Annotated in this window: 26 protein-coding genes; 13 read left to right on the plus strand and 13 right to left on the minus strand. The window is 73.6% G+C overall.

Annotated features, from left to right (window positions below):
• Positions 1-89: 89 nt before the first annotated feature.
• The gene (locus ACWEFJ_RS37390; protein ID WP_449716681.1) at positions 90-485 is read right to left on the minus strand and encodes a RidA family protein; all 396 of its coding nucleotides are present in this window, start codon (positions 483-485) and stop codon (positions 90-92) included.
• 102 nt (positions 486-587) lie between these two features.
• On the opposite strand from ACWEFJ_RS37390, the gene ACWEFJ_RS37395 reads away from it, so the two are divergent.
• Positions 588-1,583 (plus strand): helix-turn-helix transcriptional regulator, encoded by a 996-nt coding sequence (locus ACWEFJ_RS37395; protein ID WP_449716669.1) that lies wholly within the window; start codon positions 588-590, stop codon positions 1,581-1,583.
• Between the two features lie 5 nt (positions 1,584-1,588).
• Here ACWEFJ_RS37395 and ACWEFJ_RS37400 read toward each other — a convergent pair whose 3' ends face one another.
• On the minus strand, positions 1,589-2,236 hold the full coding sequence (locus ACWEFJ_RS37400) for a TetR/AcrR family transcriptional regulator (protein WP_449716670.1): 648 nt from the start codon (positions 2,234-2,236) through the stop codon (positions 1,589-1,591).
• Between the two features lie 118 nt (positions 2,237-2,354).
• On the opposite strand from ACWEFJ_RS37400, the gene ACWEFJ_RS37405 reads away from it, so the two are divergent.
• Complete coding sequence (locus tag ACWEFJ_RS37405; protein WP_378094003.1) at positions 2,355-3,338, plus strand: PHP domain-containing protein; 984 nt, start codon at positions 2,355-2,357, stop codon at positions 3,336-3,338.
• Positions 3,339-3,634: 296 nt separating this feature from the next.
• Here the strand turns inward: ACWEFJ_RS37405 and ACWEFJ_RS37410 are convergent, their stop codons facing one another.
• On the minus strand, positions 3,635-4,639 hold the full coding sequence (locus ACWEFJ_RS37410; RefSeq protein WP_449716671.1) for a radical SAM protein: 1,005 nt from the start codon (positions 4,637-4,639) through the stop codon (positions 3,635-3,637).
• A 215-nt stretch (positions 4,640-4,854) separates the two neighbouring features.
• On the opposite strand from ACWEFJ_RS37410, the gene ACWEFJ_RS37415 reads away from it, so the two are divergent.
• The 4 genes from ACWEFJ_RS37415 (at position 4,855) to ACWEFJ_RS37430 (ending at position 8,219) form a co-directional block, all read left to right on the plus strand.
• Entirely contained in the window at positions 4,855-5,490 is a 636-nt protein-coding gene (locus ACWEFJ_RS37415) for a sensor histidine kinase (protein WP_378093998.1), read from the plus strand.
• A 5-nt stretch (positions 5,491-5,495) separates the two neighbouring features.
• Complete coding sequence (locus ACWEFJ_RS37420; RefSeq protein WP_449716682.1) at positions 5,496-6,185, plus strand: response regulator; 690 nt, start codon at positions 5,496-5,498, stop codon at positions 6,183-6,185.
• Positions 6,186-6,252: 67 nt separating this feature from the next.
• Positions 6,253-6,876, plus strand: a complete 624-nt coding sequence (locus ACWEFJ_RS37425; RefSeq protein WP_449716672.1) for a response regulator transcription factor — start codon at positions 6,253-6,255, stop codon at positions 6,874-6,876.
• A 704-nt stretch (positions 6,877-7,580) separates the two neighbouring features.
• Entirely contained in the window at positions 7,581-8,219 is a 639-nt protein-coding gene (locus ACWEFJ_RS37430) for an NPCBM/NEW2 domain-containing protein (RefSeq protein ID WP_378093994.1), read from the plus strand.
• 99 nt (positions 8,220-8,318) lie between these two features.
• On the opposite strand, the gene ACWEFJ_RS37435 is transcribed toward ACWEFJ_RS37430, so the two are convergent.
• Genes ACWEFJ_RS37435 through ACWEFJ_RS37460 form a run of 6 tightly spaced genes read right to left on the minus strand, consistent with a single transcriptional unit; the run spans position 8,319 to position 15,044 of the window.
• On the minus strand, positions 8,319-9,611 hold the full coding sequence (locus tag ACWEFJ_RS37435; RefSeq protein ID WP_378093992.1) for an ABC transporter substrate-binding protein: 1,293 nt from the start codon (positions 9,609-9,611) through the stop codon (positions 8,319-8,321).
• A gap of 13 nt (positions 9,612-9,624) precedes the next feature.
• Positions 9,625-10,725 carry a branched-chain amino acid ABC transporter permease gene (locus ACWEFJ_RS37440; protein WP_378093990.1) on the minus strand — a complete coding sequence of 367 codons (1,101 nt, stop codon included), beginning with the start codon at positions 10,723-10,725 and terminating at the stop codon, positions 9,625-9,627.
• Complete coding sequence (locus tag ACWEFJ_RS37445) at positions 10,722-11,609, minus strand: branched-chain amino acid ABC transporter permease (RefSeq protein ID WP_378093988.1); 888 nt, start codon at positions 11,607-11,609, stop codon at positions 10,722-10,724. The genes ACWEFJ_RS37440 and ACWEFJ_RS37445 overlap by 4 nt, the downstream gene beginning before the upstream one ends.
• Positions 11,606-13,462, minus strand: coding sequence for an AMP-dependent synthetase/ligase (locus ACWEFJ_RS37450; RefSeq protein WP_449716673.1), 1,857 nt, complete (start codon positions 13,460-13,462; stop codon positions 11,606-11,608). The genes ACWEFJ_RS37445 and ACWEFJ_RS37450 overlap by 4 nt, the downstream gene beginning before the upstream one ends.
• Positions 13,459-14,262, minus strand: coding sequence for an ABC transporter ATP-binding protein (locus ACWEFJ_RS37455; RefSeq protein ID WP_378093983.1), 804 nt, complete (start codon positions 14,260-14,262; stop codon positions 13,459-13,461). Before ACWEFJ_RS37455 ends, ACWEFJ_RS37450 begins: the two co-directional genes overlap by 4 nt.
• Positions 14,259-15,044, minus strand: coding sequence for an ABC transporter ATP-binding protein (locus ACWEFJ_RS37460; protein WP_449716674.1), 786 nt, complete (start codon positions 15,042-15,044; stop codon positions 14,259-14,261). Before ACWEFJ_RS37460 ends, ACWEFJ_RS37455 begins: the two co-directional genes overlap by 4 nt.
• Positions 15,045-15,279: 235 nt before the next feature.
• On the opposite strand from ACWEFJ_RS37460, the gene ACWEFJ_RS37465 reads away from it, so the two are divergent.
• The 4 genes from ACWEFJ_RS37465 to ACWEFJ_RS37480 all read left to right on the plus strand — a co-directional run bounded on the left by ACWEFJ_RS37465 (position 15,280) and on the right by ACWEFJ_RS37480 (position 18,290).
• The gene (locus tag ACWEFJ_RS37465) at positions 15,280-15,615 is read left to right on the plus strand and encodes an ATP-binding protein (protein ID WP_449716675.1); all 336 of its coding nucleotides are present in this window, start codon (positions 15,280-15,282) and stop codon (positions 15,613-15,615) included.
• A complete protein-coding gene (locus ACWEFJ_RS37470) occupies positions 15,612-16,358 on the plus strand; it encodes a SigB/SigF/SigG family RNA polymerase sigma factor (protein ID WP_378093977.1) in 747 nt (248 codons plus the stop codon). Before ACWEFJ_RS37465 ends, ACWEFJ_RS37470 begins: the two co-directional genes overlap by 4 nt.
• Positions 16,359-16,475: 117 nt before the next feature.
• Positions 16,476-16,883: a hypothetical protein gene (locus tag ACWEFJ_RS37475; protein WP_449716676.1), complete on the plus strand. Its 408-nt coding sequence runs from the start codon at positions 16,476-16,478 to the stop codon at positions 16,881-16,883.
• A gap of 483 nt (positions 16,884-17,366) precedes the next feature.
• Positions 17,367-18,290 (plus strand): hypothetical protein, encoded by a 924-nt coding sequence (locus ACWEFJ_RS37480; protein WP_449716677.1) that lies wholly within the window; start codon positions 17,367-17,369, stop codon positions 18,288-18,290.
• Positions 18,291-18,791: 501 nt separating this feature from the next.
• On the opposite strand, the gene ACWEFJ_RS37485 is transcribed toward ACWEFJ_RS37480, so the two are convergent.
• Positions 18,792-19,757: a DNA topoisomerase IB gene (locus ACWEFJ_RS37485; protein WP_449716678.1), complete on the minus strand. Its 966-nt coding sequence runs from the start codon at positions 19,755-19,757 to the stop codon at positions 18,792-18,794.
• Between the two features lie 110 nt (positions 19,758-19,867).
• Here ACWEFJ_RS37485 and ACWEFJ_RS37490 point away from each other — a divergent pair, with 110 nt between their 5' ends.
• Together ACWEFJ_RS37490 and ACWEFJ_RS37495 are read left to right on the plus strand one after the other, a co-directional pair.
• Positions 19,868-20,956, plus strand: a complete 1,089-nt coding sequence (locus ACWEFJ_RS37490) for a carboxylate-amine ligase (RefSeq protein WP_449716679.1) — start codon at positions 19,868-19,870, stop codon at positions 20,954-20,956.
• Between the two features lie 89 nt (positions 20,957-21,045).
• Complete coding sequence (locus ACWEFJ_RS37495) at positions 21,046-21,378, plus strand: STAS domain-containing protein (RefSeq protein WP_378093966.1); 333 nt, start codon at positions 21,046-21,048, stop codon at positions 21,376-21,378.
• A 6-nt stretch (positions 21,379-21,384) separates the two neighbouring features.
• Here ACWEFJ_RS37495 and ACWEFJ_RS37500 read toward each other — a convergent pair whose 3' ends face one another.
• From ACWEFJ_RS37500 to ACWEFJ_RS37510, 3 genes are read right to left on the minus strand one after another with little or no spacing between them, the layout of a single operon-like run.
• Positions 21,385-21,735: a hypothetical protein gene (locus tag ACWEFJ_RS37500; protein WP_378093964.1), complete on the minus strand. Its 351-nt coding sequence runs from the start codon at positions 21,733-21,735 to the stop codon at positions 21,385-21,387.
• A 58-nt stretch (positions 21,736-21,793) separates the two neighbouring features.
• A complete protein-coding gene (locus tag ACWEFJ_RS37505) occupies positions 21,794-22,249 on the minus strand; it encodes a nucleoside deaminase (RefSeq protein ID WP_378093962.1) in 456 nt (151 codons plus the stop codon).
• 40 nt (positions 22,250-22,289) lie between these two features.
• Complete coding sequence (locus ACWEFJ_RS37510) at positions 22,290-24,902, minus strand: CHAT domain-containing protein (protein ID WP_449716680.1); 2,613 nt, start codon at positions 24,900-24,902, stop codon at positions 22,290-22,292.
• Positions 24,903-24,978: 76 nt separating this feature from the next.
• On the opposite strand from ACWEFJ_RS37510, the gene ACWEFJ_RS37515 reads away from it, so the two are divergent.
• Positions 24,979-26,184 carry a S8 family peptidase gene (locus ACWEFJ_RS37515; protein WP_378093957.1) on the plus strand — a complete coding sequence of 402 codons (1,206 nt, stop codon included), beginning with the start codon at positions 24,979-24,981 and terminating at the stop codon, positions 26,182-26,184.
• Positions 26,185-26,356 lie beyond the last annotated feature (172 nt).

The raw sequence follows: 26,356 nt of genomic DNA on the forward strand, positions 1-26,356 counted from the left end.
ACCCGGACCCGCCGCAGGGCGACGCGATGCGGGTCTTCGAAGCGCTCGGGCTGACGGTCGGGCACAGCACCAAGGCCATCGCGGTGGCGTCAGGCGACGGCGGTGCCCTCCAGCTCGACCACCAGGGCGGGGATCGCCAGCCGCGACACCCCGAGCATCGTCGTGGCCGGCGCGACCCCGGCCGCGCCCAGCCGCGACGCCAGCACGCCGTAGTGCCGCAAGAGCAGGTCCACGTCGGTGGTGTACACGTTCAGCCGCACGAGGTTCGCCAGCGACATCCCCGCCCCGGCGAGCACGGCCTCCAGGTTGTCCAGGCTCAGCGCGAGCTGCGCCGCCAGGTCGCCCGTGTGCCGGGGCCGCCCGTCCCCGCCCGTCGCGGTCTGCCCGGCGCAGTACAGCGTCCGGGTGTGCCCGGAGACCACCTGGCCCTGGTCGTACCCCAGCTCCACCGACCACGGCCACGGGTTGACCGCCGTTCGTTCCACAGCCACTTCAGCTCCACCTCGATCCGGTCGACAGCACGTCGTGGGCAGAGCCTCGCAACGAATCACGACACCCCCTGTCGTGTATTCCGTTAGCCTTCCCGGGTGCGCGCCGACCGGTTGGTCTCGCTGGTGCTGCTGCTGCGCCGGCACGGTCGGTTGTCCGCGGCCACGTTGGCGCGCGAGCTGGAGGTGTCCACGCGGACCGTGCTGCGGGACGTGGAGGCGTTGTCCGCGGCCGGCGTCCCGGTCTACGCCGAGCGCGGGCGGCACGGCGGTTTCGCGTTGCTGCCCGGTTTCCGGACCGAGCTGACCGGGCTGAACCACGACGAGGCCCTCGCCCTGCTGGTCGCCGGGTCGCGGCGCGGCGCGCAGGCGTTCGGCCTGGGCTCGGCGCTCGCGTCCGCGATGCTCAAGGTGGTCGACGCGCTGCCGGAGGGCCACCGGGCGACCGCGACGGGCGTGGCCGAGCGGCTGCTCGTCGACCCGGAGACCGATCTGCTCTCCCGCCGCGTGGTCGCCGAGGAGGTGCCGGACGCGATCGTGGCGGAGGTGCGGCGCGCCGTGGTCGCCGGGCGGCGGCTGCGCATCCGGTACGTGGCCGCCGGTCAGCCGCCGCGGTGGCGCACGGTGGACCCGATCGGCCTGGTCACCGTGCGCGAGCAGGGTTACCTGCTGGCCACGAGGTCCGGCGAGGACCGCACCTACCGGCTGTCCCGGGTCCTGGCCGCCGAGGAGTTGGACGAACCGGCCCGGCGCGCCGAGCGGGTGGACCTGGGTCGGGCCTGGCAGGAGCGCGGCGCCCGGTTCCGCGCCGGCGGCGACCAGGTCGCGGTCCTGGTGCGGCTGGACCCGGCGCGGCGGGAGGAGCTGCTGGCGACGGCGGTGGCCGTGCTGGCCGAGGACGTGGACGAGGACGGCCGGCTGCGGCTGGAGGTCACCTTCCAGGACGCGCGCCACGCGCAGTGGGCGCTGTGGCAACTGGCCGCGGGCGCGGAAGCCCTGTCGCCGCACTGGTTGCGCGCCGCCCTGCACGACCGCGCCGCCGCGATCGCCGCCCGGTACGCGGACCCCTCCCCCGGCACGGCCGCCGGGCCGTGACCGCGCTACCCGCGCCGGTCCCCTTCGCCGATCCCGTAGACCGAGCGCAACCACACGCACGTCAACGTGTCCACCAGCTCGCGGTCCCGCGCGGCCGACCGGCGGGACCGCGAGCGGTTCAGGAATGCCTGTTCGTTCATCGACACCAGGACCGCGGCCAGCGACCGGGCGTCCGGGCCCGGCGGCGCGACGCCGGCGTTGCGCTCCAGCTCGATCTGCGACGCGGTCGCGTCGACGAACCGCCGCGCCACGCCGCTGTAGAGCTCGCGCATCGACGGGTCGGTGTCCCGCGCCCGGACCGCGGCGCGCAGCACCGCGCCGTGCTTGCGCCACAGGGCGAGGCTCGCGCCCAGCGCCCGCCGGATCGAGTCCTCGGGCGGCTCGCTGCCGCGCCGCAGCCAGGACGACGCGGACTCGTAGAGCGCGTCCACGATGCCGCCGGCCAGGGCGTGCAGCACCGCTTCGCGCGACGCGAAGTGGAAGTAGAACGTCGACCGCGAGATCCCCGCGCCGGAGGCCAGCTCGTCGACCGCGATGTCGTCCAGGGAGCGCGTCTGCAACAGCCGCTCGGCCGTGTCGAGGATCGCCTGCGAGGTGAGGTCGCCCTTGCTGGGCCTGCGCCGCGACCCGACCGTGCCGGCACGTGGGGACATGGCGGACATCCTCGGTGGGCCGCACCGGCGCCCGCAAGCGTTTCGCGCGCACCGCGGCCAAGTCGAGAACTGCGGCCGTCGACGCGCACCGGCGCGCCGGCCGGGGTAGACAGTGGGTGTGGATCCGCTGTGGGCACTGCGACAGGTCGCGTTCCAGCTCGAACGCGCCGGGGAACCGACGTACCGGGTGCGCGCGTTCCGCCGGGCCGCCGAGGTGGTGGCGGCGTTGCCGGACGGCGAGCTGGAGCGCCGGGCCGCGGCGGGCACGCTGACGGACCTGCCCGGCATCGGCAAGGCCACCGCCGGGGTGATCGCGGACGCCGTGGCCGGGCGGGAACCCGCCTACCTGAGCCGGTTCCGCGAGCCGGTGGTGGGCGGGCAGGCGATGCGCGCGTTGCTGAAAGGCGACTGCCACACGCATTCCGACTGGTCCGACGGCGGCAGCCCGATCCGGGAGATGGCGGAGGCCGCGCGCGACCTCGGGCACTCGTGGGTGGCGCTGACCGACCACTCGCCGCGGCTCACCGTGGCCAACGGGCTGTCGGCCGACCGGCTGCTGCGCCAGCTCGACGTGGTGGCGGAGCTGAACGAGGAGCTGGCGCCGTTCCGGATCCTGACCGGCATCGAGGTGGACATCCTCGACGACGGCTCGCTCGACCAGCGGTCGGACCTGTTGGCGCGCTTGGACGTCGTGGTCGCGAGCGTGCACTCGAAGCTGCGGATGGCCGCGCCGGAGATGACCAGGCGCATGGTGGCCGCCGTGTCGAACCCGCACGTGGACGTGCTGGGGCACTGCACCGGACGGCTGGTGGTCGGCAAGGGGCGGCCGGAGTCGACGTTCGACGCGGAGGCGGTGTTCTCGGCGTGCGCCGAGCACGGCACCGCGGTGGAGATCAACTCGCGGCCGGAGCGCCGCGACCCGCCGGGGCGGCTGCTGCGGCTGGCGGTGGAGCTGGGGTGCGTGTTCTCGATCGACAGCGACGCGCACGCGCCGGGGCAGCTCGACTGGCTGTCGTTCGGCTGCGAGCGGGCCGAGGAGTGCGGCGTCACGCCCGACCGGGTGATCAACACCCGGGAGGCGGACGACCTGCCGGCCCGCTGAGGCGGCGGCGGTCGGGGCGGTCGCCGGCGGAGGCGGCCAGTGGGGAGGCGGGCGGCGGCGGACAGCGGCGGCGGACGGCAGCGGTCGGCGGGAACGGTCACCGACGGCGGTCGGCGGCGGTGAGCGGCGGCGGCGGGCGGCGGACAGCGGCGGCGGTCGGCGGCGGCGGACGGAGGTGAGCGGCGGTCGGCGGCGGCGGCGGACGGAGGTGAGCGGCGGTCGGCGGCGGCGGCGGACGGAGGTGAGCGGCGGCGGGATGCCGCCGGTGGCGGTTGGTCGGGAGCGGCGGGGAGTGGTCAGCGGCCGGCGGTGGCGGTGTGCCGGCCCCGTGAGGCGCGCACCAGGTGGCCGTACCACGGGATCAGCGGACCGGTCCGGCCGTCGACCAGGCGTTGCCACGTGGACCGGCACAGGGCCAGGAACGGGGCCGCGTCCCAGTGCCCCGCCAGCTCCGCCAGTGGCGCGGTCTGGACGTTGCCCAGCCCGTAGCGGCGGTCGAAGCCGTAGGCCACCGGCACCGCCGCGCCGTTCGCCTCGATCACCAGCGGGGTCAGCCACCGGCCGAGCGGCTGGTCCTCGGCGACGGGCGCGGCCATGAACGCCTCCGGTTTGCGCGCCAGCATGGTGCGCGGCACGGCGTCGAGCTGCACGGCCAGCCCGTGCTCCTCCGCGATGCGGCCCAGTTCCACCGCGGCGTAGGCCAGCTCGACCGCGTCCGGGCGCTCGCCCGCCATCGCCCGGTTCGCGGCTCCCTCCGGTTCGAGCGGGTGGACCTGGAGCAGCAGCGCGCCCGACCGGGCCGCCGCCAGCGCGACGTCGCCGAGCTGGGTGGCGTTGCCCTGGGTCAACGTGGTCACCACGCCGACCGGGATGCCCGCCTCGGTCAGCCGGCGGATCCCGGTCAGCGCCTTGTCGAAGCACCCCGGCTGGTCCCGGATCCGGTCGTGCGTGGCGCGGTCGCCGTCCAGCGACACGGCGACGAGGTCGACCAGCCCGCGCACCACACCGATGCGGCGCTGGGTCAGCGCGACCGCGTTGGTCGTGACGGTCGTCCGCATCCCCGCGTCCCGGGCGGCGCGCAGCAGCGCGGGCAGCTCCGGGTAGAGGAACGGCTCGCCGCCGGACACGTTGAGCACGTCGTACCCGAGCCCGGCGGCGTCCGCGACCACGGTCGACAGCACGGAGACGGGGATCGCCTCGGCCACGTCGGGGCCGGAGCTGGAGTAGCAGTGCAGGCAGCGCAGGTTGCACAACCTGGTCGGGTGGACCTGCACGACCGCGCGGCCACTCGTCTGACCCATTCCACCCTCCCGTGGTGCTCGCTATCCGTATGGAGCACGCACCACGCCCGGTGATACGTCTGTCCGTCACGTCGGGTACCTCCATTCCCCCCAAAGTGGGAACCTCGCCCCGGCTTGAAACGGCGTGTCACGGCCCGACGACTCTCCCTACAGGCGAGGCGGCCGGCGTCACGGCACGGCGGTCCGCGCGCTCACCCACCGGGGCGGGAGGGGCCATGCGTCGGGAGTTCACCGTTCCCGCCGACGCCGCCGAGGAGGCCAGGCGCCGGCTGCTGCGCGACCTGCACGACGGTCTGGGCCCGGCGCTGGCGGCGATCGCGCTCGGCCTGCGCGCCGCGCGGCACCTGGCCGTCCACGACCCGCGCTCCGCCGGTCCGCTGCTGGCCCGGCTGGAGGAGGAGGTCCACAGCGCGGCCGACGACGTGCGCCGGCTGGCGTCCGGGGCCCGCCCCGCGGTGCTGGCGCGGCTCGGCCTGGCCGGTGCGGTGCGGGCGCACGCGGCGTCGCTGGCCGACCGGCACCCGGTGCGGGTGGACGTGCGGTGCGCCGACGTGCCGGACTTGCCGGTGCGCGTGCAGGTGGCCGCGTACCGGATCGTCTGCGAGGCGTTGACGAACGTGGTGCGGCACGCGGGCGCGCGGCACTGCTCGGTGCGGCTGCGGTTCGACGACCGGCTGCGCGTGGAGGTCGTGGACGACGGCGTCGGCGCGGACGGGACGCCCGGCGGCGGCGTGGGGCTCGACTCGATGCGGGACCGGGCGCGCGAGGTCGGCGGCGCCTTGCTGGTGGAGCGCGCGGCCTCGGGCGGGACCCGGGTCGCGGCGGAACTCCCGCTCGCCGGCGGGGCGTGACCCCGGTGCCGGCGCTGCGGGTGCTGGTCGTGGACGACCACCCGCTGTTCCGGTACGGCCTGTCCGCCGCGCTCGCCGCCGCGCCCGACGTCGAGGTGGTCGGCGAGGCGTCCGGCGGCGGGGCCGCGGTGTCGCTGGCCGCCTCGCTGCACCCCGACGTGGTCGTGATGGACCTGAACATGCCCGACCTGGGCGGGATCGAGGCGACGCGGCGGATCGTGGCCCACGACCCGGGCGTGCGGGTGCTGGTGCTGACCATGTTCGACGACGACGATTCGGTGTTCGCGGCGATGCGCGCGGGCGCGCTCGGCTACCTGCTCAAGGCGTCGCGGCCGACGCAGGTGCTGCGCGCGGTGCGGTCGGTCGGCGACGGGGAGGCGGTCTTCGGCCCGGCCGTCGCGGCGCGGCTGCCGGCGTACTTCGCGGGCGGGCCGCCGGAGCGGGTAGGGGCGTTCCCGGAGCTGACCGCGCGGGAACGGGACGTGCTGCGGCTCCTGGCCGACGGCCGGGGCAACACCGCGATCGCCCGCGCCCTGGTGCTCAGCCCGAAGACGGTGCGCAACCACGTGTCGAACATCCTGCGCAAGCTGCACGTGCCCGACCGGGCGCAGGCGGTGTCCCGGGCCAGGCGGGCGGGTCTGGGCGAGGGGCCGGGACCCGCCGGACCGGGACAGGTCGGGACGGTGCGCCCATAGTGCCGGGACGCGCCGGGAAGTCACGATGGCCGTGGGACTTCGGGGCCACGGAGGGCGGGAGCACGAGATGAACGCACACCAGATCGCGGTCGCCCTGCACGCGCCGGACTCGATCACCAGGGCCGGGGTCACCGCCGCGCTGCGGTCGCGCCCGGAGATCCGGCCGGCCGGGCCGGACGAGCCCGCCGCCGTGGCGCTGGTCGTGCTCGACCGGCTCGACGGCGAGGCCCGGCAGCTCCTGCGCCGCCTCCAGGCCCCGGGCGGCCCGGGCATCGTGCTGGTGGCGGGCGACATCGCCGACCCGGACCTGCTCGACGTGGTCGGCGGCGGGGTGTCCGCCGTGATCCGCCGCGCCGAGGCGACGCCGGAGACGTTGGCACGCCTGGTGAAGGCGACCGCGGCGGGCCAGGGCGCGCTCCCACCGGACCTGCTCGGCCGGCTGCTGGACCGGGTGTCGCGGTTGCAGCGCGACGTGCTCCACCCCAACGGCTGGACCATGGCGGGCATGTCGGACCGGGAGACCGAGGTGCTGCGGCTGATCGCGGACGGCTTCGAGACCCGCGAGATCGCCGAGAAGCTGTGCTACTCGCAACGCACGGTCAAGTCGGTCCTGCACGACATCACCAACCGCTTCCGGCTGCGCAACCGGGCGCACGCGGTGGCGTTCGCCCTCCGCGAGGGCCTGATCTGACCCGGCCCGACCGTCGGGTGCCCGGTCCCGCGCCACTCACCACACCGGTCCCGCGCACCCGCCGCCCCGGACCCGCGCCACTCGCCGCACCGCGCTCCCGCAGCACCAGACCCCGCGCCACCCGAAGCACCGATCCCCCCGCACTCGCCGCGCCCCCGCACTCGCCGCACACCCGCACTCGCCGCCCCGTCCCCTGCGAGCGGCCGGCCGGGACTCCGCGCGGGGGGTGAACCACGCGCGTCCGGCGGCCACCCCGGTGGCGCGCGGCGGCGCGGACCGCGCGACCACCGAGGCGGACGCCCCGGGCACGAGGACGGCCGGAGCCGGTCGGTCCGACCGCGCCCACCAGGTCACCGGTGTCGCGCACGGGGACCGTGCGGGTGACGTCCTCGTCAGGCGTCACGTCCGGGCCTGGCGTCGCGGTTGCGCCCATGGCGTGAATCCTCCGTGATGAACGCGGTCCGGACAGGTGGCGGAAGGGCAGGGCGGCGGACGTCGGGCGCTGCCCCGACGGGCAGCGGCGCTGCACGCATTCCCGGGAACTCCACCGCATTCCTGCGGACAACCCCGGGAACTACTCGGATGCGCAATTCCCGACGCGCAACCGACCTGTTGCTGCTAACGTGCCGCTCCAGTCGGCGCATTGTCCGACATTCTTCCTCCCGAGTTCGACTCACGTCTTCTGGCCTGAAGGGGGCGCGGACATGGATGACGAGGATTCGAGCGCCGCGCGCGGACGCGGCCGGTCGGCCGTGTGGCTGTCGGCCGCCGGCGTGGCCGTGCTCGCGCTGGGGATCGCCATCGGCGGGGCGCTGACTCCCGAGCCCACCGCGACGACGCGTCTTCCCACGTCACCGCCTGTTCCCGAGGTCGCCCCGCCGACCTCCCGGAGCACCGCGCCGCTGCGACCGGGCGTCACCTGGCTGGCCGACCTGGCCCCGGTCGACAGCAGCTCGATCGACGACCAGTACGTGGAAAGCCCGTGGACGGCCACCGCCGCGGACGTCCGCGACACGACCTACACGAAATCCCTCTCCGCCACGGGAGCCTGGTGCTCGACCGCCCGGCTCACGTTCGCACTGGACGGCAAATACCACCACTTCACCGCCCAGGTCGCGATCGCGGCCGATTCATTGATGACGAAAGAACTCGACTTCTACGTCCTGGTCGACGACCGGCGGACGGCCGAATTCCCGAACACCGGTCCCACCCCGCAACCGGTCGACGTCCCGGTCACCGGCGCGCAGCGCCTGACCATCGGCGTCGAACCGCCGGCGGACGACCCGGGCGCGTGCCCGGGCCCGGAACGCGTGGCCGTCTGGGCCGACCCGGCCCTGGCCTGACGCCCCGGTCCACCACCGACTCCGGACCACCACGACGCGACCCGTCCAGGGCAACGCACCCCGGCCGCCACGAGCGCGACCGGGGTGCGGGGACCGCGCCTACTGGTAGCAGGGCTTCTCGAACTTGAAGTCCTTCGCCGTCGGCCCGGTGAAGAAGTCCTGCACCAGCCCCACGCCGGTGGCCGCCTGCTCGTCCGGCTTGTAGATCAGGGTCTGCCGGAACGCGGCGTCGTTCGGGTTGCCCGCGAAGTTGCCCGCGCCCTCGGGCAGCATGCCCTCGTAGTCCACGGAGGTCAGCTGCCGCACCGCGGCCAGCACGCCGGCCCTGGTCAGGTCCTTGTTCTCGGCCGCCTTCAGCAACGCCGCCTTCAGCGGGTACGACCACACCCACCCGGCCGTGTAGCCGTCGTTCGGCGTCACGGACGGCAGGGCCTCGCGCAGAGCCCGGTGCCCCGGCGAGTCCGTCTCCCACGACTTCCACGGGGCCGACTGGAGGTAGAGCGCCTTGATCGCGGGCGCGGCCGGGCTCTGCATCAGGCCCTGGTTCCACGTCGGCGACGTGCCGATGAACCTGCCCTTGAACCCGCGCGCCGCGGTCTGGCCGATGATCACGGCCGCGTCGGTCGGGCCGGTGGTCAGGATGACCACGTCGGGCTTGTTGGCCAGCACGGCGTCGATCGCGCCGCCCTGGTTGTCCTGGCCGGTCTGGGTGACCGCGTTGGTGAACGGCACCCCGCGCTTCTCGGCCGCGATCTTCGCGCCGGCCGCCGCGTCGTCGCCGTAGTCGCCGGCGTTGTGCACGGCCATCACGCTCTTCGCGCCCAGCTCGTCCACCGCGTAGTCGACCGAGTTCATCGACTCGATGCAGTAGTTCGCCCCGGACTCCAGGACGACCTCCTCCAGGCCCCACAGCGACGTCCACGACGCCGGCACGCTGACCATCTGGGAGTTCTCGAGGTCGGGCAGGATGGCCGCGGTCGTCGGCGAGCCGAGGGTCTGGGCCAGCGCCAGGATCTTGCCCTTCATCTCCTGGTACACCTGGTTGTGGATCTGGGGGTTGTACTTGTTGTCCTTGACGTAGGTGGTGACGTCCACGTCGTAGCCGCCGATGCCGCCCTGGTCGTTGACCCGCTTCCAGAACGCGGCCTGCGACTCCGTGATCGGCACCGAGAGCGTCTTGAACGGCCCCTCGGTCAGGTCCGAGATCGACCCCAGGTAGATGCAGCCCCGGTCGGCGTGACCGGTGTCCGGGCACGGCTCGGCGGTCACGCCGAAGTCGACCTTGATGCCGCCCTTGCCCTCCTGGGGAGCCGCGCCGTCGCCGCCGCGACACGCCACGGCGGCCAGCGCCACCGCGGCGAGCGCCGCGAGCACCGCTCTGTGACTTGCCATCCCATCCACCCTTTCAGTACGAGAAAGGCCAGGTGCGCCAGTAGTTGCGGACCCGCACCCAGATTCCGAACAGGCCCCGTGGCTCGACGATCAGGAACACCACGATCAGCAGCCCGTAGAGGACCGCCTCGACCTGGAACACCGTGACCGCACCGGTCGCGTCGGCGCTGATGAACGGCAGCACCGCCGGCAGCTCCCGGGTGATGCGCGGCAGCAGCGTGATGAACAGCGCGCCCATGATCGCGCCGGAGATCGTGCCCGCGCCGCCGATGAGCACCATGGCGATGTACTGCACCGACAGCAGCAAACCGAACGAGCCGGGGTCGAAGAACCCGTTGACCACGAACAACAACGAGCCCGCCACACCGGCGTAGAACGACGACACGGCGAACGCCAGCGCCTTGTACCGGGTCGGGTCGACGCCGATCACGGCCGCCGCGAGGTCCCGGTCCCGCACCGCGGCGAACGCCCGCCCGATCCGCGACCGCACCAGGTTGCGGGCGAGCACCGCGAAGATCACCAGCAGCGCGAACATCAGCAGGTACAGCTGCTGCGGCCCGCTGAAGAACTCCGACGGCCGGTCCAGCCGCACCCCGAACAGCTCGGGCACCGCCGCCGGCCTGCCCACGCCGGGGCCGCCGGTCAACGACGTCCACTCGCGGAACACGTGCTCGCCGAGGAACACCAGCCCCAGCGTGACGATCGCGAGGTACAGCCCGCGCAGCCGCACCGCGATCGGCGCCACGACCAGCCCGGCCAGGCCCGCCACCAGCCCGGACGCCAGCAGCCACACGGGCAGCGACGTCACGCCGAACCCGAGCACCCGCCCGTCCGGGTCGCCGGAGAGCGCCGCCCCGGTGTACGCGCCGATCGCGAGGAAGAACGCGTGCCCCAGCGACACCTGCCCCGCGTACCCGGTGACGATGTTGAGCCCGATCGCGCCGATCGCCGCCACGAACCCCGTGGCCAGCAGCATCAGCACGTCGTCGGTGATGGCGAACGGCGCCAGCAGCGCGACCACCACGAGCGCCCCCGTCCACGCCCGCTTCGGGCGCGTGTTGAGGAACGCCATGTCCTGCGCGTAGGAGGTGTACAGCTCCGGACGACCCTTCACAGCCGCTCCACCTCCTTGCCGCCGAACAGCCCGTAGGGCCGCAACAGCAGCACGACCAGCATCAGCACGTACGGCGCGACGAGCGCGAAGTTCGGACCCAGCCACGGCGCGACGTCACCCTGGTAGGTGCCGACCAGCGACTCCACGACCCCGACCGCCAACCCGCCCACGACCGCGCCGCCCAGCGAGTCCAGGCCGCCGAGGATGATCGCCGGCAACGCCTTCAGCGCGATCACCCACAGCTGCTGGTCCACGCCCGCGCCGGTGGCCACGAACACCCCGGCCAGCGCCGCCAGCCCGCCCGCGATCGCCCACGACAGGGCGAACACCGAGCCGACCGAGATGCCCTGGGCCAGCGCGACCTCCTGGTCGTAGGCCACCGCGCGCATGGCCAGCCCGACCCGGGAGAACCGGAAGAACGCGAACAGCGCCGCCACCACGGCCACCGTCGTGCCGAACATGACCAGGTACCGCTGCTGCACCTCGACGCCCAGCAGCGTCACCGTGGACAGGCCCCACGGGTCGCCGACCTGCCGGACGTCCAGCCCGATGAACGCGTTGGTCACCACGCGCACCACCACGTCCACGCCGATGGTGATGATCGCGACCACGAACACGGGTTTGCCGATCATCGGCCGCAGCACGGTCCGCTCCACGCCCAGCGCCAGCACCGCGATCAGCACCGCGGCGATCGGCACGGCCGCGAAGAACCCGACCTCCGCGGCCAGGTAGCTGACCAGCACCGCGCCCGCCAGCATGAACGCCGGCTGGGCGAAGCTGATCACCCTGGTGGACTTGTAGATGATGACGAAGCCCAGCGCCAGCAGCGCGTAGATCGACCCGGAGCCCAGGCCCCGGACCAGCGATTGCAGGAACTCGGTCATCCGCGCCCCCCGGAGTACATGTCGTCCACCAGCTCGCCGAACGCCTGCGCGAGCGCCGAGCGCTTCACCTTCTGCGTCGCGGTCAGCTCGCCGTCCTCGTGGTCCAGCTCCTTGGGCAGCATGCGGAACTTCTTGACCTGCTCGACGGTGGCGAACCGCTCGTTGACCGCGGTGACGACGCCCTGCACCAACTCCCGCACCTCGTCCTTCTCCGCCAGGTCGCGGTAGGTGGTGTAGGTGATCCGGCGCTGCCGGGCCCAGTGGCCGACGGTGTCGAACTCGATGCCGATCAGCGCGACCAGGTAGGGGCGCCGGTCGCCGAGCACGACCGCTTCCTTGATGTACGGGGAGCTCTTCAGCGCGTTCTCGATCTCGGACGGCGCGACGTTCTTGCCGCCCGCGGTGATGATGATGTCCTTCATCCGGTCGGTGATCCGCACGTGCGTGCCGTCGACCCACTCGCCCACGTCGCCGGTGCGCAGCCAGCCGTCCGGCGTCATCGCGCGCCGGGTGGCGTCCTCGTCGCGCCAGTAGCCCGCGAACACGCCGCCGTGCCGGGTCTGGACCTCGCCGTCGTCGGCGATCCGCAGCTCCACGCCGGGGTGCGGCTCGCCGACCGTGCCGACCTTCACCCGGCCGGGCCGGTTGCCGGTGGCGACGGCGGTGTTCTCCGTCATGCCGTACACCTCGTGCACCGGCACGCCGATGCCCATGAAGAACCGCAGCACCTGCGGTGAGATCGGGGCCGCGCCGGACGACGCGTACCGGACGTGCCGCATGCCGATCCGGGCCTTGAGCGCGCGGAAGCAGAACAGCCACCCCACGGCGTACTCCAGCCGCGTGGCGAGCGTGTGGTTGCCGCCGTTGCGCACCAGCCGCTCGCCGAGCCCGTCGGCGACGCGCAGCCAGAACCGCGTGGTCACGCGCTTGAGCCGGGTGGCACTGGCGGCGTTGATCGTGATGGCCGCCAGCACCTTCTCCCAGATGCGCGGCACGCCGAACAGGATCGTCGGCTGCACCTCGCGCAGGTTGGCCTGCACCGTCTCGATGGACTCGGCGAAGTGCACGCGCACGCCCGCCGACGCGCTGAACCACGTGGTGAAGATGCGCTCGGCCACGTGGCACAGCGGCAGGTACGACAGCGTGACGTCCTCGGGCGAGGGCGGCGGGTCGGTGAACCCGCCGCCCTCGATCAGGGACTCGATCGCGAACTCGACGTTGGCCACGGTCAGCATCGCGCCCTTGGGCGGCCCGGTCGTGCCGGAGGTGTAGATCAACGTCAGCACGTCGTCCGGCTCGACCTCGCGCATCCGGCGGGCGACGGCGTCCGGGTGCGCGGCGCGGTGCTCCTCGCCGAGGGCCAGGAAGTCGTCCCACGCCAACAGCTTCGGGTTGTCGTAGCGGTGCCGGATGCCGCGCGGCTCCAGGTAGACGATGCGCTCCAGGTCGGGCAGGGCGTCCAGCACGGCCAGCGCCTTGTCGACCTGCTCCTGGTCCTCGGCGACGAGGACCCGCGCCCCGGAGTGCGAGAGCAGGTACGCGACCTCGCTCGCCGGGTTCGTCGGGTAGAGCCCCACGGTGATCGCGCGCACGGCCACGGCCCCGATGTCGGCGTAGAGCCACTCGCGGCGGTTCTCGGAGTGGATCGCGACCCGGTCGCCCGGGTCCACGCCCAGCGCGAGCAGCGCGTGCCCGACCAGCTCGGCCCGCTCCCAGTAGCCGGCCCAGGTCACCTCGCGCCAGATGCCGAACTCCTTGGCGCGCAACGCCACCGCGTCCGGCGTGGCCGCCGCCCGGTCGCGCACCCTGGTCACCACGGTGGTGAGCCCGGTCCCGGTCGTCGTGGCGGTCACGCGGCACCTCCCACGCCCTGGCCGGCCTCGCCCAGGTAGGCCCGCACGACGTCCGGGTCGCGCTGCACCTCGGCCGGCGTGCCGGTGCGGATCGGCTTGCCGAAGTCGAGCACCATCACCCGGTCCGCGAGGTCCATCACCAGGCCCATGTCGTGCTCCACCATGATCATCGCGATGCCCAGCTCGTCGCGGACGTCGAGCACGAACCGCGCCATGTCCTCGGTCTCCTCGACGTTCATCCCGGCGACCGGCTCGTCGAGCAGCAGCAGCTTCGGCTCCATCGCCAGCGCACGCCCCAGCTCCACGCGCTTCTGCACGCCGTAGGGCAGCAACCCCACCGGGAGGCGTCGCCACTGCTCCAGCTCCAGGAAGTCCACGACCCGTTCGACGGCCTCGCGGTTGGCCAGCTCCTCGCGCCGGGCCCGGCCGACCCACGCGAACGCGGCCAGCGCCCCGTACCGCATGTGGTTGTGGCGGCCCAGCATCAGGTTCTCCACCACGGTGAGGTGCGCGAACAGCTCGATGTTCTGGAACGTCCGGGCCATGCCCATCGCGGCGATCCGGTGCGGCCGCCTGCCCAGCACCTCCTCGCCGAGGAACCGGACCGAGCCCTGCTGCGGCCGGTACACGCCGGAGAGCACGTTGAAGATCGACGTCTTGCCCGCGCCGTTGGGCCCGATGACGGCGAACAGCTCGCCGGCGCCGACGTGGAACGACACGCCGTCCACGGCGGTGACGCCGTCGAACGCGAGCCGCACGTCCCGCACGTCGAGGACGTCGTTGCCCGGTCCGGTGCTCATGACAACCACCGCTTCCGCCGCTTGTAGTGCTTCACGTCGCGGAACGACCGCGCGGCGTCCTCGCCGCGCAGGCCCAGGTAGAACTCGCGCACGTCCTCGTCGGCCAGCAGCGCGGCGGCCGGCTTGTCCATCACGACCTTGCCGGTCTCCAGCACGTAGCCGTGATCGGCGATGGACAGCGCCATGGTCGCGTTCTGCTCGACCAGCAGCACGGTCGTGCCCGCAGAGTTGATCTTCACGATGAGGTCGCGGATCTGCTGGACCATGAGCGGCGCGAGGCCCAGGCTCGGCTCGTCCAGCAGCAGGTAGCGCGGCTCGGACATCAGCGCCCGGCCGATGGACAGCATCTGCTGCTCGCCGCCGGACAGGTAGCCCGCGCTCTGCCGCCGCCGCTCCCGCAACCGGGGGAACAGCTCGTACATCCGGTCCAGGTTCTGCTTGACGGCGCGCGGTTTGCTGTGCCCGCCGATGCGCAGGTTCTCCTCGACCGACAGCTCGGACAGGATGCGCCTGCCCTCCAGCGCCTGCTTCACGCCGAGGGTCGCGATGCGGGTCGGCGAGGCCCGGTGGACCGGTTCGCCGTCCAGCGTGATCCGGCCCCGGGTGATCTTGCCGTCGTGCACGTCGAGCAGGCCCGACAGCGCGCGCAGCAAGGTCGTCTTGCCGGCTCCGTTGGCGCCGAGCAGGGCGACGATCCGGCCCTCGGGGACCTTCAGGCTCACGCCCCGCAGCACCAACATCACGTCGTCGTAGACCACCTCAAGGTTGTTCGCCTCGAGCACGGGCGCCTCCGGGGAGTCGGGGAGGCGCCCAGTATGGCCCTGATCACAACGTTACCTACCACTGTTCGCAAACCGTGATGAACCAGCGCACGGCATGTTCGGCTTTCACGATTCTGTTGCTCGGTCCTGTGTGGACCGGTGTAGCGGCACTGGTCCGGGGGTATGCCCCGGCTACTGCGACGAAGGAGTGAAGGAGCGATCGCCGCGCATGGATGGCTCGGAGGTGGAGCTGAGGGTGGCGGCGCAACCCGCCCACCTGTCGACCGTGCGTGCCGTCGCGAGCGCGATCGGCCGCCCCCTGCCCGGCTTGGCGATCGACCTGGTCATCGCGGTCGACGAGGCGTGCAGCGCCTTGATCGCCCGGACCCTCGACCCGACCGCGGTGCTGCTGTGCCGGTTCGCCCGGGAAGGTGATTCGGTGCGGTTCCGTGCGGAGGTCCGATCGTCGGCCGTCACCGTTCCCGATCATGACTCGTTGTACTGGCGGGTTGTCAGTTCCGTGACCGATGCGGTGGCCACCTGGGTTGACGGAGATGGCCGGTTGCGGGTCGAGCTGAGGTGTCGGGCATGAACGCGGTGGACTACCAGCCGCTGTTCCACGAGTTGGCGGAAGCCGAGCGGGACGGCGAGCGCTATCAGCGGTTGCGGGACCGGTTGGTCACCGAGCACCTGCCGATGGCCAGGCACATCGCCGACCGGTTCGCCGAGCGCGGGGAGTCGGTGGAGGATCTGCGCCAGGTGGCGGCGCTGGGGTTGATCAACGCGGTGGACCGGTTCGACGTGTCGCGCGGGATCGACTTCCTGGCGTTCGCCGTGCCGACGATCACCGGCGAGGTGCGGCGGTACCTGCGCGACCAGGGGTGGGCGGTGCGCGTGCCGCGGCGGTTGAAGGAGCTGTGCGTCGCGATCGACACGGCGCGGGTGGAGCTGTCTCGGCACAGCGGGCGCACGCCGACGCCCAGCGAGGTCGCGCGGCACCTCGGGATCGGGGTGGACGAGGTGTACGAGGGGCTGCACGCGACGTCGGCGTACCACCTGCTGTCGTTGGACGAGCAGTCGATCAGCGAGGAGCTGAACCACGCCGACCGGTTGATCAGCGACGACCCCGCGCTGGAGGTGGTGGAGCTGCAGCACGCGCTGGACCCGATGCTGCGGGGGCTGCCCAAGCGGGAGCGGCGGATCGTCGTGCTGCGGTTCTTCCGGGGGATGACGCAGAGCCAGATCGCGGACTCGGTCGGGGTGTCGCAGATGCACGTGTCGCGGCTGCTGAGCCGATCACTGGCCCGGTTGCGGTCGCTGCTCGACGACGAGTAGCCGCGCGGTTCCCCCGTGCCGGCCGGATTTCCCGGCTCGCCCGGGGTATCCCCGGGGTGTCGGGGCTCCGGGTCGTCCGGGTGCCGTCGTCCGGTCGCGGTGGAGGTGGTCGTCGTGGTGACAGGCCCGGCTGCGCTGACGTGGCCGCAGCGGTCGGCCCTGCTCCTGGGCGTGCTGCTGGTCGTGTGGGCCGTGATCGACTTCGCCCGCGGCCACGTGCCGCTCGGGGTGCTGCACGTCGTGACCGGGATGGTGATCGGGGGGTCGGCGGTGCGGACGCGGGCCGAGCGGTTGGTCGCGTCGTTGATGGGTGTGGTGTACCTGGTGGTGTTCGCGGTCGGCGTGGGGCAGCCGGGCGGGTCGATGGACGCGGAGGCGGTGGGCAACGCCGCGCACCTGCTGATCGGCTTCGCCTCGGTGGCCGTCGCCGAGAGCTGCGCGTGGTGCGAACAACGCGCCCGCCGCGCAACCCGCCACACCGCCCACCGCACCACCCACCACCCCCACCGACCACGCCCGAACTGACCCGCGCCGGCCGCACCCGAACCGCCCCGCGCCCCTCGCACCCGAACCCACCCGCGCCCGCGCACCCGAACCGACCCGCTCCCGAACCGACCCGCTCCCGCGTTCCGGCATTCGGGCTTGCCCGCCGACCAACGGCCAGGGCCTGTCCCTCGCACGCATGACCAGCCGACCAGCCTCCCTCTCGCGCCTCTCGCACCCAGGGGCGGGCGCACTTCCTCCCTCGGTTCTCGTGACGCTGCCAACTCACCCACCGCGTTGGAGAGATCGGCGGCGGCCTCCGGCTTGAGGCCGGCGACGGGGTCCGACCCGGGGGGCGGAGCCGGGGTCGGAGCCGGGGGTCGGAGCCAGGGTCGGGGTCGGGGCGTAACCCATTCGTGTCAGCCAACTTTCCCCCGCCCTCCAAGCCACCGCCACCGCACCGGGAAGGCGGTTGCATCAACCCCCTTTCGGGTATCTCCCCAGTGACCCGAACGGGGAGGATCGATGCACACGGCGAGTCTGCACAACCTGGTCGACGTCGAGGGCCCTTTCATCTCCGTCTTCCTCGACGTCGGCGACCACGTGGACCTGCGGTGGCGGGCGATGCGCGACCAGCTCCAGGCGATGGCCGCGGACCCGTACCTGGTGGCGTTGACGCACAACGCGATCACGTCCGGCGTGACCCCGCGCGGCCTCGCGGGACGCGGCCTGGTCGTGGGCGGCGGACGGGTGTTGATCGATCAGTACGTCCCCGTCCCACCTTCCGGCTACACCGCCCGCTACGGCCCGCTGCCCTACGTCCTGCCGCTGGTCGAGCTGTCCGAACCCCTCCTGCCGCACGTCGTCGTGCAGGTCGGCGAGCACGGCGCTGACCTGCGCGGCGTGGACCCGACCGGCCGGCCGGTGGCCGTGGCGTCGGTGGGCGCGCGGCGACCGGGGCGACGGCTGGACGCGGCCGAGCTGGCCGACGTCGCCGAAGAGGCGACCGCGCTCGTGGACCGACTGGGCGCGCCGCTGCTGGTGCTGGCGGGACCGCTGGCCGGACGCCGCTCGCTGCGCGTCGCCCTGCCCACGCGCTACCACCACCTGGTGGTCGAGGTGGAGGGACCGCCGGACCGGGCGGTGCTGCACCTGGCCGGCCGGGCGAACCAGGACGCCCGCCGCGCGGTGGTCGAGCGGTTCCGCGACGAGTCCACCCGCCTCACGGGGCGCGCGGTGCACGGGCTGGACGCGGTCGGGAAGGCGTTGGCGGACGGGCGGGTCGACACGTTGCTGGTCACCGACGCGCTGATCGGGTCGCGCGAGGTGGACGGCGGCCGGGCCGACGAGGTCCTGCCGTTGCGGGCGGTCGAGTGCGAGGCCGAGATCGTGCTCGTCGGCGGGGCGGTTCGGCTGCACGAGGACGTCGGCGCACTGCTCCGCGACTGACCACGCGACCGACCCGACCCCGACCCGACCCCGCGCTCAAGCCGACCCCCTCGCCCGACCCGACTCCCGCGCCCGAGCCGACCCCCGCGCCCGAGCCGACCCCTGAGCCCGAGCCGATCCCCCGCAGTCGAGCCCGACCCGGCGGGGTCAGGCACTCGGCGGCCACGGCTCCGCTCGCACGTAACTCCCCGCGCGCGTCCGGCAGGCAGGTCCCACACCAGGCGAGGCGGGCAAGCGGAAGCGGCCACGAGGCTGGGTGAGGCTGTGGGGTGAGAAAGCCATAGGGCGGGGAAGGGGAAGTGGGTGGGGTAGCGGGGGTGTGGGGTGGACGGCGTGGGTGTGGTTGGCGAGGGCTCCTCATGGTTTTAACCGAGGATCGGTAACAGCGTTTCCGTACATTTTCGGCCATTGATCACCCGATCGTGCGACCCCTCACTCCGCCCCACCTGCACAAACACGAAACCGACAACCGCTCACTTCCAGTGCAGCATCCGCACGCACTCACTTCCGGCGCAGCATTCGCAGCACGGCGTGCTCCACCGTCTCACGATCAGCCGACTTCGGCCGGATGACCGTCCCCTCCTCGAACAACCGCACCACCCGCGGATCGACGTAGGACTTCCGCGCCACGGCCGGCGTATTCCCCAGGTGCTCCGACACCTCCCGCATCACCGCCGCCTCCACCCGCTTGCGCCCCCGCTTCGACTCCGGCCGCCCCTCCCGCGCGAACGCCGCCGCCGCCAGCACGGTCGCGTGCCACGTCCGCAGGTCCTTCACCGAGAACTCCGACCCGACCAGCTCCTTGAACCGCTCGTTCACGTCGTCCGACCCCACGACGCACCCCCGCGCGTCGACCAGCAGCCGGTCCTCCCCCGCCCGTCCCCGCAGCAACGACCGCACCGCCCGCGCCAACGCCTCGTCCTCCACCGCCGTGGTGAACCGGATCCCGCCCTTCGCCGGGTAGCAGAAGTCCACAGTGGACCCGCGCACGGCCACGTGCGAGCACAGCAGCGTCGCCACCCCGTGCGTGCCGTTGTCCGCCGCGTACGTCTCGCCCCCGACCCGGAACACCCCGCGCTCCAGCACGGCCAACGCCACCGCGAGCACCCGCCGCCGCCCGCGCCCCCGCTCGCGCAGCTCCCGCGCGATCTCCTCGCGGAACCCCGGCAGCAGCGGCGCGAGGGCGAGCACCCTCTCGTGCTTCTCCTCGTCCCGGTCCTGCCGCCACCGCTCGTGGTAGAGGTACTGCCGCCGCCCGGCCGCGTCCGTGCCGACCGCCTGGATGTGGCCGTTCGGGTGCGGGCACACCCAGACGTCGCGCCACGCGGGCGGGATGACGAGGGACTTGACGCGGGCGACCGACTCGGGGTCGAGGGGCTCGCCGTCGGCGTCGGTGTAGCTGAACCCGCGGCCGCGCGCACGACGGCGCCAGCCGGGGGTGGACGGGTCGCTGCGGCGCAGTCTCACACCGCGCAGGTTCCCGCCACCGCCGGACCGAAACACCGCCCGCCGGCGACGCCCGCCGGAAATCCGCGACACCGGGATTGAACTTGCGGCCGAGTGGGTATGGGTGCGTCATGACCAAGCCGTGGACCGTGGGCGTCGAGCAGGAGTTCCTCCTCGTCGACCCCGACTCGCGCCGTCCCGTGCCCCTGGCCGAGTCGGTCGCGCAGCACGCGGGTGCGGGGCACGACGTGCAGCGCGAGCTGACGCCGTTCCAGATCGAGGTCGCCACCCCGGTGTGCGAGACCTTGGAGGAGCTGGCCGAGCAGGTCCTGGGCGGGCGGCTGCACCTGGCGAAGGCCGCGCACGCGGCCGGCTGCCGGCTGCTGGCCTCGGCGATCCCGCCGATCGGCACGCTGGGACCGCCGCCGGGCACCGACGACCGCCGCTACCGCATGATGGAGCACTCGCACCGCAAGATCATCGGCGGCCAGGGCGTCTGCGGGATGCACGTGCACGTGGGCGTGCCCGACCGGGACGTCGCGGTCCGCGTGTCGAACGCGCTGCGGCCGTGGCTGCCGACGCTGCTGGCGTTGAGCGCGAACTCGCCGATCGAGCAGGCCGAGGACACCGGTTACGCCAGTTGGCGGACGATCGTGTGGTCGCGGTGGCCGATCAGCGGACCGCCGCCGCACCTGGCGTCGGCCGCGGAGTACGACCGCCTGGTCCACTCGCTGGAGGGCACCGAGGTGCTGCTCGACACCGGAATGGTCTACTGGGACGTGCGCCCGTCCGCGCAGCACCCGACGGTGGAGGTGCGGGTGGCCGACATCCCGATGACGGCGCGGGAGGCGGTGGTCATCGCCGAGATCATCCGGGCGTTCGCCCGCACGGCCGCCGAGTCGCGCGAGCCCGAGCGGGTGGACGACGTGCTGTTGCGGGCCGCCTACTGGCGGGCCGCGCGCGACGGCGTGGACGGCTTGGCCGTCGACCCCCGCACGGGTAGCCTCACGCCGGCCCGCGACCGCCTCGCCGAACTGGTGTCGTGGTGCTCGGACGCGCTGGCGGACGCCTCGGCGTTGTCCACTGTGGAGGATCACCTCACGTGGTTGGGCACGCGGGGCAGCGGCGCCGCCCGGCAGCGGCGGGCCTTCGGCTCGTCGCCCGACGCGCGCACGCTGGTGGACCTGGTCCTGGCCGAAACGGTCGAGGAAGTCGGATGAGGTCTACCGTGAAGGTTTCCGACGCCGCGCCGGCGTCGCTGAGTGAGAGGAGTACCGGCGTGCCAGAACCCGCGGCGACGCTCGCTTCCGTGCGGGTCGACAGACCCTCGGACGGCGTGGTGGTGCTGCACGTGTCGGGCGAGTTGGACACGAGCAGCGCGGACGAGTTGACCAGGCCGCTCACGGAGCACCTCGTCGAGAACGTGCGCGGTGTGGTGGTGGACCTCGGTGGGGTGCGCTTCCTCGGTTCGGCCGGGCTGGAGTCGTTGGTGGTCGGCAACCAGCGGGCGGGGACGCTCGGCGTCCCGCTGGTGCTGGTGGCGACGAGCCGGGCCACCCAGCGGCCGATCGAGGCGACGGGCCTCAGCGCGGTGTTCACCGTCGTCGGTTCCGTGGAAGAGGCGTTGAGCCGGTTCGAGTGACGCCGTTCACCAGAGCCGGCGGACCGTCCTGATGGCGCAGCGCACCGCCCCCACCGGGGGCAGTGCGCCCGCCGGGGCGACCACCCAGCGCGAGGAGGTGGCCGGGATGCGGCTCGGGCCGTGCCAGTAGCGCACGTCGGGCGGCGGCACGTCGCGCGGCGCGGGTTCCGGGTCGGGTCTGGCGAGGAACAGCCAGCGCAGCCGGGGACCGGGGATGGCGAGGATGGGTCCGAGCGGTCCGGCCGAGCGCAGGCAGGTGCTGACCTCGGCCGCCCAGCTCGCGGGTACCTCCACCGCCATCGCGCCCTCGTCCAGCACCAGGGAGTCCAGGGGTTCGTCGACGTGCCACGGCTGCATGCCGATGGATGGTGGCGTCGGCCCGTGTCGGAATTGTGTCCGCGCGCGGCGCGGCGCGTTAATCCTGGCCGATGTCCTCGAACCACAGTTCCGGCTTGGCGGAGATGAATTCGGTCATCATCCGCACGCAGGCCGGATCATCCAGCAGTGTGATTTTCACGCCGTGTTCGGCGAGCCAGTCGTGACCGCCGTGGAACGTGCGTGCTTCGCCGATCACCACATGGGGGATCCCGAACTGGCGAACGAGCCCGCTGCAGTACCAGCAGGGTGACAGCGTGGTGACCATGACCGTGTCGCGGTAGCCGGGGCGGCGGCCGGCGGCGCGGAACGCGGCGGTCTCGGCGTGGGTGGACGCGTCGTCGTCCTGGACGCGCCGGTTGTGGCCGCGGCCGAGGAGCGCGCCGTCGGCGGTGAACAGCGCCGCGCCGATCGGGATGCCGCCCTCGGCGAGCCCGGCCCGCGCTTCGGCGACGGCCACCGCCAGCAGTTCCCGCACGTCCAGGTCCTCGTCCACGGACCCAACCTAGCCGGACGGCGGCCCGGGGTCACGCGCTTCACGCCCCGAAGCAGAGGAACCCGGCGCAGGCGGCGAACGCGGTGTCGCCGTCGCCGCGGTGCGCCTCCTGCGCGCCGGCGAGGGCCTCGGCGGGCGGGCGGCCGGCGCGGAGCCTGCGGTGCAGGTCGACCATCAGCGGGGTGGTGACCTCGGCGGGCACGGGGATGACCGGCGCGACGAGGGTCCGGGTGCCGAGCCCGAGCAGCGCCGCGGTGAACCCCATCAGCTCGTCGCCGGGTCGCACGGCCGACCGGCCCGAGTCGCACGCCGACAGCACGACCCGCGCGGGCGGTGTGCGCAGCCGTTGCAGGTCGTAGACGGTGAGCGGCCCGTCGGCCAGCTCCAGCGCGGAGAACAGCGGGTTGTCCGCGCGGAACGAGCCGTGCGCGGCGACGTGCGCCAGCGGCGCGCCGTCCATCGCGGACGCCACCGCGTCGACCGTGGCCGCGTCGTCCACCAGCACCGACGCCGACCCGGCCAGGGGTGCGACGGCGGCGATCTCGGTCGGGGCGGCGGGCAGCCTCGGCCCGGCCGCCAGCACCGCGCGGTCGTGGGAGACCAGGTCGGAGGTCGCGGCGCGCAGCCACACCGTCGCCGAAGGCACCACGGTGAGCGCGCGGCCCCGGCACGCGGGCAGCACCGACCAGGGCAGGCCGCCGAGCCGCCCGGTCGGGGCGAGGACCAGGGGCCGGTCGTCGAGCCGTCGGCGCAGGGGTTCCAGCAGCCGGTTCTGCAGCAGCCCGGCCGCGTGCTCGGCGCCGGCGCGCACCGCCGTCCGGTCCACGTGCTCGGGCAGCGTCACGAGCCGGTGCAGGGCGAACCGCAGCAGCCGCAGTTCGCGCAGCGCGCCGGCGAGGGGGCCGAGCCGGTGCAGCGACGCCCGGCCGCCCGCCACCACGACGGCCAGCAGCTCGCCCTCGTGGTCGATGTACTCGACCAGCGCCGACCGGCCCAGCGCCCGGGCCAGCTCGTCCACGGCGGGCGGTTTGAACACCGCGCCGCCGCCGCCCGCCTGCCTGGTCAGCTCGCGCACCCGCTGCTCGCCGCGCGCCTGCCGCTGCCGCAGCGCCGACGTGGGACGCCCGTCCGTGGACGCCGCCTCCAGGTCCGCCGTGACGGCGCGCAGCTCGGCGAGCGCGTCGGCCAGCCCGGTGTCCTCCGGCGGCCGGGCCGGCGTCATCCGCAGCGCCCCGGCCCGCCACGCCTCCGCCCAGCTCAGCACCCGTCCGGCCCGGCCGCCGGCGACCGCCGTGCGCAGCCCTTCCAGCGCCAGCGCCTCGCCCTGCGCGCCGCTCAACGCGCGCAGTTCCATCGCGCCCAGCGACACCCGGTACTCGTCCAGCAGGTCGAGCCCGCGCCGCAACGCGATCTGCGCGCCGCGCGCGTTGCCGAGCAGGTCGCGCCGCAGCGCCTCGGCGTACCAGCCCTGCACGCGGTGCGCGGCCGGGCCGCCGCGCCGGGCCGCGCCCGCCGTGGTCAGCTCCGCGACCGCGCGGGACCGGTCGCCGAGGTCGCGCGCCACCAGCGCCGCGTCGACCCGCGCCTCCAGGGCCGCCATCCGCCAGCCCAGCGCGTCGAGCCGGGACGCGACCCTGGTCAACGCGGTCACCAGCGCCCTGGTCCGCTGTCCGCTCAGGTACGCGGCGCGCAGCTCGACGTGCCGCGCGCCCTCCGCCCACACCTCGCGCTTCTGGCGGCGGAAGCCCTTGCGCGCCGCGGTCGCCAGCTCCACCGCCCGGTCCAGCTCGCCTTCCAGCAGGGCGACCCGGGCCCGGTAGAACAACGCCTCCGACCGGGCCAGCACCAGGTCGCCGCCCAGCTCGTCCAGCGCCCGGTCGGCCGCTTCCCGCGCCTCCTCCAGCAGCGGCACGGACACCAGCAGCTCCAGCCGGTTGATCAGCAGCGCGGGCCGCGGCACCGCCAGCCGCCGGTACTCGCGCTCGGCCTCGGCGAACATGGTCAACGCCCGCGGCACGTCGCCCGCGCGGGAGGCGGAGATGCCCGCGTTCCACCGGACGTCGGCGACCGCCAGCGACTGGTCCAGCTCCCGGTACAGGGCGGCCGCCCGGTCGAAGTCCTCGTCCGCCGCGCGCAGCCCGCCGGTGTAGGCGCGCAGCAGCCCCCGGTTGTTGAGCGCGCGCGCCTCCACCAGCCGCTCGCCGAACCGGCGCACCACCTCGATCGCGCCGTTGTACTCGCGCAACGCCTCGTCGTAGCGGCACAGGTAGTGCAGCACCAGCCCCCGCTGCATCCGCCCGCTGCCCGCGTCGACCCCGCGCAGGTGCGGCATCGCCGCGTTGATCGCGCGCAACGCCTGCGCGTGCCGCCCGGTGTTGGACAGCACGAACGCGAGGCTCATCCGCGCCAATGCGGCCGAACGCGCGGACCCGGCTCGTTCGGCGATCCGCACCGAACGCCGCAAATGGCGCAATGCCGCGTCGAAGTCGTGCAACTCGCGCAGCGCGAGGCCGATCGCGCGCTCCGCGGCCGACGCCTCCTCGGCGTCGCCGGACGCCCTCGCCGCCCGCAGCGCGGACCGACCCATCTCGATCGCCGCGCGCGGATCCCGCTGCCGGGCTTCCAGTGCTGCGGCGGCGGAAACCCCTGCCACGCAGCCAGCTTATTACCAAGACCCCTGTGGTAGCTTGCACCAATCCAGCACCCGTCGACGCTGCTGTGAGGCTTCGATGTCCGAACCATCGACTCGCTCCGAGCTGTACCAACTGGCGTTCAACCAGGTCGTCCGGCAGCACAAGACCTATCGGCTGCACGCCGAGCGCGGACGGGAATTCCTCTTCGTCGCGGGCGAGCTGCTGACCATTCCCGAGGACGTCGACCGGGTTCGCCGGAAACTGTCGCAGAACAACATCGACAACGGCCGGGGCGGCGATTTCGCGGGAATGGCGCGGTTGACGCTGTCCCGCAATTCCGACGACATCCCGGCGATCGTACGGCTGCTGCGCGACCCGTTGCAGTGGCCCGGCGAGCGCACGCCGTTCGTGCAGCCGCACCACGTGCTCGTGGGTCACGGCGGCAACATGCACGGCAACCCGGGCGAGCCGCCGCGCGTGCGCTCGTCGCTGCCGGACCCCGACCCGGCCGCGGGCGGCGACGGCCGGGGTGTCGTGGTGGCCGTGGTGGACACGGGCATCTCGCGCACCGCCGCGCAGGACCACCCGCTGTGGCTGGGCACCGCGTTCACGCCGAAGGCGGACGAGGTGGACGCCGCGTACGCGCACGACGACGTGTTCGCCCTCGAAGGCGGGCACGGCACGTTCGTGGCGGGCGTGGTGCGGCAGGCCGCGCCGGGCGTCCGGGTGGACCCGGAGAAGGCGCTGCAGCCCAACGGGCTCGGCACGGAGGAGGACTTCGTGCGGGCGCTGTCGTCGTTCGACGAGAAGAACGTGGCGGTCGTCAACATCTCGCTGGGGTGCTTCACCCAGGACGACGTGGCGTCCGAGCCGGTGCGCCGGGCGGTCGAGGCCCTGCCGCGCGACGTGGTCGTCGTCGCGTCCGCCGGCAACCAGGGCACGAACCGGCCGAGCTGGCCCGCCGCCCTGCCCCGGGTCGTCGCCGTGGCCGCCGTCGCCGAGGACCTGGACGGCAACCGGACCCCCGCGTGCTACTCCAACCACGGGCACTGGGTGGACGCGTGCGCGGTCGGCAACCGGACCAGCACCTACCTCAAGGGCCGCTGGGAGCTGCCGGGCCTGCCCGCCGAGCAGTACGACCGGTTCGCCTACTGGCTGGGCACCTCGTTCGCCGCACCGCACGTCGCCGGCCGCATCGCCGCCACCATGACCAGGCTCTCCCTGACCGCCACCGAGGCCCGCGACCACCTGCTGTCCGACCAACCCGCCTTCTTCCCCGGCTACGGCGTCTTCATCGACTAACCCAACCGAGTGAATCTCGCCTCTCCCACTCCCTTCTCCCGACCCGACCACCCGACCGCGAGGTCGCGTCGACCGTTCGCGTCCTCATCCCCGGCGATCACGCTTTTCGATCGCCGGGGATCAGGGCGCGGACCCGCCGGCGCGGGACGTGGTGGCCGGGATGAGGGCCGCG

The sequence above is a fragment of the Actinosynnema sp. NPDC004786 genome (assembly GCF_053601135.1).

Excerpts from the sequence above, each read along its gene's own strand:
- ACWEFJ_RS37400 (WP_449716670.1), bottom strand. The coding sequence starts at position 2,236 with ATGTCCCCACGTGCCGGCACGGTCGGGTCGCGGCGCAGGCCCAGCAAG.
- ACWEFJ_RS37410 (WP_449716671.1), bottom strand. The coding sequence starts at position 4,639 with ATGGGTCAGACGAGTGGCCGCGCGGTCGTGCAGGTCCACCCGACCAGG.
- ACWEFJ_RS37415 (WP_378093998.1), top strand. The coding sequence starts at position 4,855 with ATGCGTCGGGAGTTCACCGTTCCCGCCGACGCCGCCGAGGAGGCCAGG.
- ACWEFJ_RS37425 (WP_449716672.1), top strand. The coding sequence starts at position 6,253 with ATGAACGCACACCAGATCGCGGTCGCCCTGCACGCGCCGGACTCGATC.
- ACWEFJ_RS37430 (WP_378093994.1), top strand. The coding sequence starts at position 7,581 with ATGGATGACGAGGATTCGAGCGCCGCGCGCGGACGCGGCCGGTCGGCC.
- ACWEFJ_RS37435 (WP_378093992.1), bottom strand. The coding sequence starts at position 9,611 with ATGGCAAGTCACAGAGCGGTGCTCGCGGCGCTCGCCGCGGTGGCGCTG.
- ACWEFJ_RS37445 (WP_378093988.1), bottom strand. The coding sequence starts at position 11,609 with ATGACCGAGTTCCTGCAATCGCTGGTCCGGGGCCTGGGCTCCGGGTCG.
- ACWEFJ_RS37455 (WP_378093983.1), bottom strand. The coding sequence starts at position 14,262 with ATGAGCACCGGACCGGGCAACGACGTCCTCGACGTGCGGGACGTGCGG.
- ACWEFJ_RS37470 (WP_378093977.1), top strand. The coding sequence starts at position 15,612 with ATGAACGCGGTGGACTACCAGCCGCTGTTCCACGAGTTGGCGGAAGCC.
- ACWEFJ_RS37480 (WP_449716677.1), top strand. The coding sequence starts at position 17,367 with ATGCACACGGCGAGTCTGCACAACCTGGTCGACGTCGAGGGCCCTTTC.
- ACWEFJ_RS37490 (WP_449716679.1), top strand. The coding sequence starts at position 19,868 with ATGACCAAGCCGTGGACCGTGGGCGTCGAGCAGGAGTTCCTCCTCGTC.
- ACWEFJ_RS37500 (WP_378093964.1), bottom strand. The coding sequence starts at position 21,735 with ATGCAGCCGTGGCACGTCGACGAACCCCTGGACTCCCTGGTGCTGGAC.
- ACWEFJ_RS37515 (WP_378093957.1), top strand. The coding sequence starts at position 24,979 with ATGTCCGAACCATCGACTCGCTCCGAGCTGTACCAACTGGCGTTCAAC.